The organism is Caballeronia sp. BR00000012568055, from assembly GCF_029439455.1.
In the GTDB taxonomy this organism is placed as follows: domain Bacteria; phylum Pseudomonadota; class Gammaproteobacteria; order Burkholderiales; family Burkholderiaceae; genus Caballeronia.
On sequence record NZ_JAQFVG010000052.1, the window covers coordinates 1 to 9,238 of the forward strand.

Genomic DNA, 9,238 nt, shown 5'->3' on the forward strand with positions numbered 1-9,238 from the left:
CGCCATACGCGGCAAATAGGCTTGTTTCTGCTCTTCGGTGCCATTGCGCTGAATGGTCATCGCCATGATCAGGTGCGAATTGATGATACCGCTCACCGACATCCACACCGCCGAAATACGATCGACAATCTTCGCGTACGTCGCCGTCGAAAGCCCCAATCCGCCGTATTCGGCAGAAATAAGGCATCCGAACAATCCCATGTCCTTCATCTTTTCGACGATCTCGTGCGGATACTCGTCCTTCGCATCGAGTTCGTGCACCCAGGGCTTCACTTCCGTTTTGAGGAAGCGGTCGAGCATGTCGAGAATGAGCGTCTCGTTCTCGGTGTAGTCGTCCGTCTGATCGACTTCTGCAGTTGCCATGTCCACTCCTTTATGCGTCTTTATGCGTGTGCGCCGAGCGCTTGTGCAAGCGCGCGCGCAGAAAACTTTTCCATCGAAAGCACCGTTTCGCAGATGCGTTCAGCTGCGTCGCGCGAGACATTGCGTTGTGCGTTGTCGAAGAACTTGGCGACGATATCCGCATTCGTCAGCGGCTTGTCCGACGAGCCCCGATTGATCGCTTCGCGATGCGTGAAGCTGCGACCATCACGCGTAAAGACCGTCACTTCGCCGGTGTAATGGCGCGGATACGTGCTGTCCGGATCGGCTTCGTGCGTGACGCGTGCGGCGAGTGCGCGCACGGTGTCATCGGTCAATGCGGCGGGGTCGAGATCGTCCAGTGTAAAGCGGCCACGCAGCAAACCCGTGGCGACGATATAAGGAATGCTGAATTGTGCGTCGTAACTGTTCGAGGGCTTTTGCTTCGGTTCCACCGGCTCGCAGACGATCTGAATCGTCGGTCCCGGCACGCGCACGACCACGCGTTCGATTTCATCGGCTTTGAGACCGTGCGCGCGATGCAGCGCGATGGCGGCATCGGATGAAGCGTGCGTGAAGTGGCACGCGGGAATTGGCTTCAACGCGACGCCATCGATTTCCCATGTATCGCCGAGGCCAGCGGTGGTGATGTCGATATCGCCTTCGCCCAGCGGCGTTTTCATGTAGAGCGCGTAGAGGCCGAAGCGGCCTTCATACGTTGCGCCCGGTCCGATGTAATCGTGCTTTGCCAGCGTTGCCGCTGTTGCGCCCGCAGCAGCAGCCCAGCCCGGATGCAGACGCTTGGTCCATGCGCCGTCCTGCAGGAACTCCAGATTGCCCGATGCCATCGACAGCGCGATGCCCTGCGCGTGTTGCGCCTGCTCGACCGTAAGACCCATCAAACGCGCTGCCGCGAGCGTACAACCAAACGTGCCGACCAGCCCCGTCGGATGAAAACCCGCGTTATGGAAGCCACTTTTAGCCGCTGCGCCCACACGCGTGGACACTTCCATCGCGCAGAGATAGGCAGTCAGCAAATCCACGCCGCTCGCGTTTTCGCGCTCCGCGAGATTGAACGCGACCGGCAAGGCGCTCGCGGTCGAATGGATCACGCCGCGTGCGTGGGTATCGTCGAAATCCAATGCGTGAATCAGGAGGCCATTGAGCAACATGGCATCGCGCAGCGCGAGCTTTTGCGTGTGGCCGAATACCGTTGCGCTGCCTTCGCCAAGCTCCTGCATCGCGGCGAGCGTGGACGTTGCATACGGCAAGCCAAGCGTCGCGTAAGCGAGGCCGATGCTATCGAGCATCAGATGCTTCGCGCGTTCCTGCACGCTTGCAGGCACATCGCTCAATTGCAGATGCGTGGTGAAATCCGCCAGACGGTGCGATACCGTGATGTCGTTGCGTGCGTTCATCGCGTGACTCCTTGATTGAGCGGCAAGTCGGCGCCGACCGCTTCTTCATCCGGCGATACGGCTTCGAGCGAGTACTGGTTCGCATCGACACCAAGCGCGAGGACGGCGATCACCAGCAGCAGCAACACGCCCGCCACCATGCCAAGCACACCGAACAAACCGAATTGCGCATAGAGCAAAACGGCGGCGTAAGACGTGAGCATCGAGGCAATCCGGCCGCATACGCCTGCCACGCCGGTGCCACGCAAACGCAGCGCGGTCGGAAACAGCTCCGGCACGTAGCCGAACAAGCCCAGCGTCACGATGCCGAAAATGCAGCTCACCAGCGTAAAACCGACAATGGCGATGGCCGCGTTCGCCACCATTTGCGGATACACGAAGCCCAGAATGATCGCGATCACGCAGAAGGTGACGAGTCCCTTCGAACGTCCTAAACGATCCGCCGTGATATAGCCAAGCACCGCACCGAACGGCGCACCGAAGGACATCAGCGTGGTAAAGCCAAGTGACGTGACCACATCGCGCCCTTCATGCACGAAGAACGTCGGCAACCACGCAACGAAGCCGTACACCGCGACGTTCACCGCAATCGCCGTCAATGCAGCCGTCAGCGTGCGTCCGATCATGCCGCGACGGAACAACGCGGACAGCGGCGCGGGCGGCACTTCGAGATTCTGCGTGCGCGGGACGTCGGACAACGGGCCTTTCAGCGCAGCGACTTCCGCTTCGATCGCGCTGACGGTTTCTTCCGCTTCCTGCGTGCGTCCAACCGATTCGAGCCAGCGCGGCGACTCCGGCATGCGATGCCGCAACGCCCACACGATCACCGCACCGATGCCCGCAATCCCGAACATCCAGCGCCAGCCGAGATGCGGAATCACGACATAGCCGACGCTCGTCGCCAGCACCAAACCGGAATTGACGATCAGGCCAAGCAACGAGATCCATCGACCACGATACGCAGGCGGAATGAACTCGCACAACGTCCCCGCAGCGACCACGAGTTCAGCGCCAAGCCCGATCCCCATGATGAAGCGCGCGCCGATCAGCCATTGAATATTCGGTGCGAATGCCGCGACGAACGACATCAGCCCGAACAGCGCGAGATTGAACTGATACGACGAACGCCGTCCGAACTTGTCGCCGAGATAGCCCGACAAGCCCGCGCCGATCACCATGCCGAAAAATCCCGACGATACGAACAGCGCATTCAATTGCAGCGTCGAAAAGCCGGCTTTCAGCATGGCCGCCGAGACGCCACCGGCGAGGTAGACATCGAACGCGTCGAGGCACGCGCCCGCGCTGATAAGGCCGAGAATCTTCCAGTGAAAGCGCGACATCGGCAACCGGTCCAGCCGGGCGCCAGAACTGACGAAATGACTCACAGTTGTCTCCGTTACTGTGATGAGAACCGGAACGCGCGGCCGCTCTTGCGGCAGCCTCGGCGCGCGATGTTTAGGCTTCGGCGGTGCCGTGGCCGCGCTTGGCGATCAGCGCGGAACGGATGAAGTCCATGACGGGCTTGCCATCCTGATTGAAGGCACGCGTGTGCACCGTGACGATACCCTGCGTCGGGCGCGATTTCGACTCGCGCACTTCCAGCACTTCCGATTCCGCATACAGCGTATCGCCCGCAAAAACCGGCCCTGTCAGCTTGATTTCCTTCCAGCCGAGATTGGCGATGGCCTTGCCGCTCACATCGTTCACCGACATGCCGAGCACGATGGCGACCGTCAGCCCGCTGCTGACCAGCAGCTTGCCGAATTCGCTCTTGGAAGCGTGATGCGCGTCGCAGTGCATCGGGTGGAAGTTCATCGTCAGGAGCGAGAACTGGATGTTATCCGCATCCGTAATCGTGCGACCCGGCCGATGTTCGTAGATATCGCCGACCTTGAATTCTTCGAGGTATCGGCCGTAAGTGGCGCGGTAGCGTTGCTTGCCGACTTCTTCAGAGCGCATGTCCATTCGTCTCCTGTATCAAACGGTGCTTTGTACGGACAAAGTATCGGGCGTGGGCATCGGAGCGTCAAGTATGAAGTGCATGCGGTATACCCGAATCGCGTCGGAAATGCGCGATTTCTGATCGCATCGGTCATTTCTTGCGCAATGCAATGATCGTTTTGATCGAAAACTAGGGTTAACAATGATCGAAGTGATCGCTCACGTCTCTATAATGACCGAAACGATCGATTCAACGAGCAAACTGGTCGATTCAATCAAATAACCCACCCCGGAGACAGAATGAAGCGTTTGACGTACGCCCTCACAGCCGTCGGTATCCTCGGCGCCACAGCGAATCTGGCCCACGCGCAAAGCGCGGTCACGCTGTACGGCATCATCGATACCGCCCTGGTCTACTCGAACAATCAGAAGGGCGAATCCAACTATCAGATGTCGAGCGGCACGCTGTCGGGCAGCCGCTGGGGCATGAAGGGTCAGGAAGATCTCGGCGGCGGCTTGCAGGCGCTGTATGTGCTCGAAAACGGCTTCAGCAGCACGACCGGCACGCTCGGTCAAAACGGCCGCGAATTCGGCCGCGCGGCGTACGTCGGCTTGCAGGGCGCGTTCGGACGCGTGACGGCCGGACGTCAGAACGAGGCGTCGGCAGACTTTATCGGCACGATCGTGTCGTCGAATTTGTGGGGCGGCGGATTGGCCGCGCATCCGGGCGATACCGACAACTACTACGTCAACGCGCGGATCAGCAACAGCGTCAAATATCTGAGCAACGACTACGCCGGTTTCCGCGTGAGCGGCTTGTACAGCTTCGGCGGCACGGCGGGCAATTTCTCCAATAACCGCATCTGGAGTCTGGGCGCGCAGTACGCACGTGGGCCGCTGTTGGTCGCGGCTTCGTATCTCAATGCCTCGCAGCCGAATACTTCGCTGTATGACGGCACGGCGGGCACGGCATCGATCTCGCCGAACAATTCGCCGATCTTCTCCGGCTACACGTCGGCGCGCTCGCAGCAGGTCGCGGGCGTCGGCGCGGCTTATACCTTCGGCGCGGCAACCGTCGATCTGGTCTATTCGAACGTGAGTTTTCAGGACATCGGCTCGCCGTCGGGCGCGGCGCCCGTCGCACGCTTTCGTGGCGATACCGCCATCTTCGACAACGTCGAAGCGGGCGTGAAGTATCAATTGACGCCGTCTGTGCTGCTGGGCGCGTCGTACAACTACACGCGCACGCGTGGCGCAGGCGATGCGCACTACAACCAGGCCAACGTCGGCGCGGACTATTTCCTCTCGAAGCGCACGGACGTGTACTTGTCGGCGGGATATCAGCAGGCGAGCGGCACGGATTCGACCGGCAAGCAAGCGGTCGCCGCGCTGTGGCCGATTTCGGCATCGAGCAATAACCACCAGATCGTCGCGGCGCTGGGTTTGCGGCACCGCTTCTAAACCTGTTTTGACCGGATCGCGCAAAACGCGCGATCCTATCGACTGTTTTCATATTCAGATGGAGCAAAGCATGTCAGTTTCGTTCAAGGGAATCGTTCCCGCCCTGATCACGCCGATGACGGCCTCGGAAGATATCGACGAGGCCGGTTTGCGCACGCTGATCGACCGATTGATCGAAGCGGGCGTGCATGGCCTGTTCGTGCTCGGCACGAACGGCGAGTTCATTTCGATGAACGAGGAAGAAAAACTTCGCGTGGCGCGCATTGCTGTCGATCAATCGCGTGGTCGCGTGCCGGTGATCGCCGGAACGGGCGCGTATGCGACGCGCGAAGTGATCGCGCTGAATCAGAAGATGAAGGACACCGGCGTGGATGCCGTGTCGATCATCACGCCCTACTTCAACGGCGCAACGCAGCCCGAGCTTTATACGCACTACAAAAGGATCGCCGAAGCCTCGCCCTCTTTGCCGATGATGCTCTACACCATTCCCGCGAAAGCCGGCATCACGCTCAATGTGGATACGGTCAAGCGCCTCGCGGAGATTCCGAACATTCGCGGCATCAAGGACAGCGGCGGCGACTTCGACCGCTTGCTGCAACTGATCAACTTGCGCCGCGAAGATTTCGCCGTCTTCACCGGCACCGATTCGATGATTCTCTGGACGCTGATCGCAGGCGGCGACGGCGCGGTGGCCGCGACCACCAATGCGGTGCCGAACGTCGTCATGTCGATCTGGAACAGCTTCAAGAATGGCGATATCGAAACGGCCCGCCGCGCGCAGGAATCGCTGCGCGCCCTGCGCGATGCCTTCGCGCTCGGCACCATGCCCGTGGTCCTGAAGACCGCCGCGCAAATGCTCGGCATGCCGTCCGGTCCGGCGCGTTCGCCCGCACAGCCGTTGAGCGAAGAAGCGCGCGAGAAGCTGGCGAAGGCGCTGTCCATTTACCGCACCGCCTGAACGGAGAACACGACATCATGAGCATGACTTATCACTTTCAGACCGTCAAAAATATCGTTCACGGCGCGGGCAGCCTGGATCAGCTCGCCGACAAACTCGTTTTACTCGATACCCCTACGCCCGTGCATCGCATTGCGCTGATCACGCAGCCGGTGATGGAACAACTCGGCGTGATCGATAAAGTCATCGCCGCGCTGGCCGCGAAAGATGTCGAAGTGCGCATCGTGCGCGATGTCGAGCCGGAACCGACCATCGGCAATGTGGAAACGGTGTTCAAGGAACAGATCGAGCCGTTCGCGCCGCAAGCCATTTTGTCAATCGGCGGCGGCAGCGTGCTGGATGCGGCCAAGCTGTTCGCCGTGCGCCTGACCAACGACACGCCGATGCGCGAATGGCTCGGCATCGACTTGATTGCAAAGCCCGGCGTGCCGCTGATTCTCGTGCCGACGACGGCTGGTACGGGCTCCGAAGTAACGCCAAACGCGATTGTCACGTTACCGGATGAAGCGTTGAAGGTCGGCATCGTGAGCCGCCATTTGCTACCGCAGCTCGTGATTCTCGATGCATCGCTGACGCTCGGATTGCCGAAGCCGATCACCGCCGCAACCGGCATGGACGCGTTTATCCACTCACTCGAATCGTACATTTCGACCAAGGCCAATCCGATCAGCGATATGTTCGCGATGGAATCGATGCGGCTGATCGGCGCGCATATCGTCGAAGCGTACGAGCACGGTCAGTCGGTCAAGGCGCGCGAAGCGATGATGCTCGGCTCCATGTACGGCGGTCTCGCGTTGACCGCTGCGGGCACGGCGGCCGTTCATGCGCTGGCGTATCCGCTGGGCGGCATGTTCAACATCACGCACGGCGTGGCGAACTCCATGCTTTTGCCGCACGTGATGGCCTTCAACATGGACGCGATCGTCGGCCGTCTCGCCAATGTGGCGCGCGCGCTCGAACTCAGCGCACGCGAAGACAGCGATGAAAGCGCCGCGCAAAAGCTCGTCGATCAGTTGGTCGCATGGACGGCGACGCTGGACATTCCGCAGGATTTGCGTCAGTTCGGCGTATCGGAAGAACATCTGGATGCGCTTGCGGTGGCGGCATCGAAAGTGAAGCGTCTGCTCGGCAACAACCCGAAGACGCTGAGCCTCGACGATATCAAATCCATTTACGCGCGCCTGCTGCCATGAACGCCCAGCTTCTGATCGTCGCCGATGACCTCTCGGGCACTGCGGATTGTGCGGTGGCGAGCGTGCGTCACGGCCTGCACGCGGCGGTCATGCTCGATGCAGATGGCATCGTTCATTCGGAGTGCGATGTGCTCGCGATTGATGTCGATTCGCGTCGCGTCTCGCGTGAAGAAGCCGCGCGCAAGAATGTCGATGCGGTGCAGCTTCATGCATCGAAACACATCTACAAGAAGATCGATTCGACCTTGCGCGGCAACTTTGCGGCTGAAACCGCCGCGCTGGTTCCTCTAGCAGGCATGGCGATCGTCGCGCCTGCGTTCCCGGCGGCGGGGCGTACGACCAAAGGCGGTTTGCAGTGGATCAACGGCGTGCCGGTCGAGGAGAGCGAAGTGTGGCGCAACGAAGGCATCGCGGGGCGCGCGGATCTGGTCGCCATGTTGAGCGATGCGGGTCTGCGCGTCGCACATCTTTCGGTCGATGATCTTCGTTCGGGATTGGCACGCGCGCAAAAAGACGGCATTGAGGCCGTAGTCTGCGACGCTCAGACCGACGACGATTTGAAGCTGATCGCTCAAGCGTCTGCGTCGCTCAATGATGTGTTCTGGGTCGGCTCGGCGGGACTCGCGCCTGCTTTGATCGAAGCGCTGAAGCTGAAGCCGCTCTCATCGCACGTGCATCAGCAGGAAGTTACAAAAGGCCCTGTTTTAGCGGTGATCGGCAGCATGTCGAGCATTTCGCACTCACAACTCGATACGCTGAAATCGCGCGCGGGCATCACGCTGCTGCACATCGAACTGACGACGCATTCGTTGAGCGAAGCGCAACCGCATATCACGCAAAACGTGATCGATGCCTTGAGCGCAGGCCGTCATGTCGTCGTCTCGCTGAGCCAGGCGAGCCGTGGCGATGTGAACGATGGCCTGTTGTTCTGCCAGCGCTTGGCCGCCCTGCTCGCGCCTGCCGTGCAACACGCAGGCAGCGTGATCGCAACCGGTGGCGAAACCGCGCGTGCGTTGCTATCAGCGGCAGATGTTTCGGACTTTCAAGTAATCGAAGAGATCGAAGGCGGCGTGCCTTTATTGCACGGCGCATTGAACGATGGCCGCGTGTTGCGCGTCGTCACCAAGGCGGGCGGCTTCGGCACGCCCGACACCATTCACACCGCCTGGCGCCGTCTTGCAGACGCGGGGCATGTCCAACCGACATCGAAAGGAAATCACGCCATGACTTATCGTCCCGTTATCGGCATCACCATGGGCGATGCCGCGGGCGTCGGCCCCGAGATCATCATGAAGGCCCTCGCGCACGCTTCCGTGTACGAGCAATGCCGCCCGGTCGTGATCGGCGACGTCGCGCGTCTGAAGGATGCGGGCCAGCGCGCAGGCGTCGAGCTGGATGTGCGCGCCATCGAACGTCCTGCCGACGGGCAGTACCGTCAGGGTGTGGTGGATTGCATCGACCTGAAGCTGATTCCGGCCGATCTGCCCTACGGCAAGCTCTCCGCCGTTGCAGGCGATGCCGCGTATCAGTACATCGCGCGCGCCGTCGAACTCACCTCCAGCGACGAACTCGATGCCATCTGCACCGCGCCGCTGAACAAGGAAGCGCTGCACGCAGGCGGCCATATTTTCCCCGGCCACACTGAAATGCTCGCGCATCTCACCGGCATCGACGAAGTCTCGATGATGCTGGTCGCGCCTAATTTGCGCGTGATTCACGTGACCACGCATATCGGTCTGCTCGATGCAATCCGCAAGATCGAGCCGGGCCTGGTCGAACGCACGATTGCGCGCGCGCATGACACGCTGGTGCGCGCGGGCATTGCGAATCCGCGTATCGGCGTGTGCGGGATCAATCCGCATGCGGGCGAAAACGGCTTGTTCGGCTACGGCGAAGAAGAAGAAAAA

Annotated in this window: 8 protein-coding genes; 4 read left to right on the top strand and 4 right to left on the bottom strand. The window is 60.7% G+C overall.

What is annotated here, in order from left to right; genetic code table 11:
* From P7F28_RS03910 to P7F28_RS03925, 4 genes are all read right to left on the bottom strand, one after another.
* Positions 1 to 363: acyl-CoA dehydrogenase family protein (locus tag P7F28_RS03910; protein WP_277183129.1), on the bottom strand; the 363-nt coding region annotated here is incomplete at its 3' end.
* Positions 364 to 383: 20 nt separating this feature from the next.
* A complete protein-coding gene (locus tag P7F28_RS03915) occupies positions 384 to 1,778 on the bottom strand; it encodes an MmgE/PrpD family protein (protein ID WP_277183130.1) in 1,395 nt (464 codons plus the stop codon).
* Positions 1,775 to 3,118: an MFS transporter gene (locus P7F28_RS03920; RefSeq protein ID WP_306805737.1), complete on the bottom strand. Its 1,344-nt coding sequence runs from the start codon at positions 3,116 to 3,118 to the stop codon at positions 1,775 to 1,777. Before P7F28_RS03920 ends, P7F28_RS03915 begins: the two co-directional genes overlap by 4 nt.
* A gap of 115 nt (positions 3,119 to 3,233) precedes the next feature.
* Complete coding sequence (locus P7F28_RS03925) at positions 3,234 to 3,737, bottom strand: MaoC family dehydratase (protein WP_277183163.1); 504 nt, start codon at positions 3,735 to 3,737, stop codon at positions 3,234 to 3,236.
* Between the two features lie 282 nt (positions 3,738 to 4,019).
* Here P7F28_RS03925 and P7F28_RS03930 point away from each other — a divergent pair, with 282 nt between their 5' ends.
* The 4 genes from P7F28_RS03930 to P7F28_RS03945 all read left to right on the top strand — a co-directional run.
* A complete protein-coding gene (locus P7F28_RS03930; RefSeq protein ID WP_277183132.1) occupies positions 4,020 to 5,180 on the top strand; it encodes a porin in 1,161 nt (386 codons plus the stop codon).
* A 70-nt stretch (positions 5,181 to 5,250) separates the two neighbouring features.
* Positions 5,251 to 6,138, top strand: a complete 888-nt coding sequence (dapA, locus tag P7F28_RS03935) for a 4-hydroxy-tetrahydrodipicolinate synthase (RefSeq protein ID WP_277183133.1) — start codon at positions 5,251 to 5,253, stop codon at positions 6,136 to 6,138.
* 17 nt (positions 6,139 to 6,155) lie between these two features.
* Positions 6,156 to 7,331 carry an iron-containing alcohol dehydrogenase gene (locus tag P7F28_RS03940; protein ID WP_277183134.1) on the top strand — a complete coding sequence of 392 codons (1,176 nt, stop codon included), beginning with the start codon at positions 6,156 to 6,158 and terminating at the stop codon, positions 7,329 to 7,331.
* The coding region (locus tag P7F28_RS03945; RefSeq protein WP_277183135.1) for a 4-hydroxythreonine-4-phosphate dehydrogenase PdxA at positions 7,328 to 9,238 on the top strand (1,911 nt) is incomplete at its 3' end. The genes P7F28_RS03940 and P7F28_RS03945, both read left to right, overlap by 4 nt.

Bases quoted from the DNA above. Each gene is read 5' to 3' on its own strand.
- P7F28_RS03915 (WP_277183130.1), bottom strand. From the start codon at position 1,778: ATGAACGCACGCAACGACATCACGGTATCGCACCGTCTGGCGGATTTC.
- P7F28_RS03920 (WP_306805737.1), bottom strand. From the start codon at position 3,118: ATGTCGCGCTTTCACTGGAAGATTCTCGGCCTTATCAGCGCGGGCGCG.
- P7F28_RS03925 (WP_277183163.1), bottom strand. From the start codon at position 3,737: ATGCGCTCTGAAGAAGTCGGCAAGCAACGCTACCGCGCCACTTACGGC.
- P7F28_RS03930 (WP_277183132.1), top strand. From the start codon at position 4,020: ATGAAGCGTTTGACGTACGCCCTCACAGCCGTCGGTATCCTCGGCGCC.
- dapA (WP_277183133.1), top strand. From the start codon at position 5,251: ATGTCAGTTTCGTTCAAGGGAATCGTTCCCGCCCTGATCACGCCGATG.
- P7F28_RS03940 (WP_277183134.1), top strand. From the start codon at position 6,156: ATGAGCATGACTTATCACTTTCAGACCGTCAAAAATATCGTTCACGGC.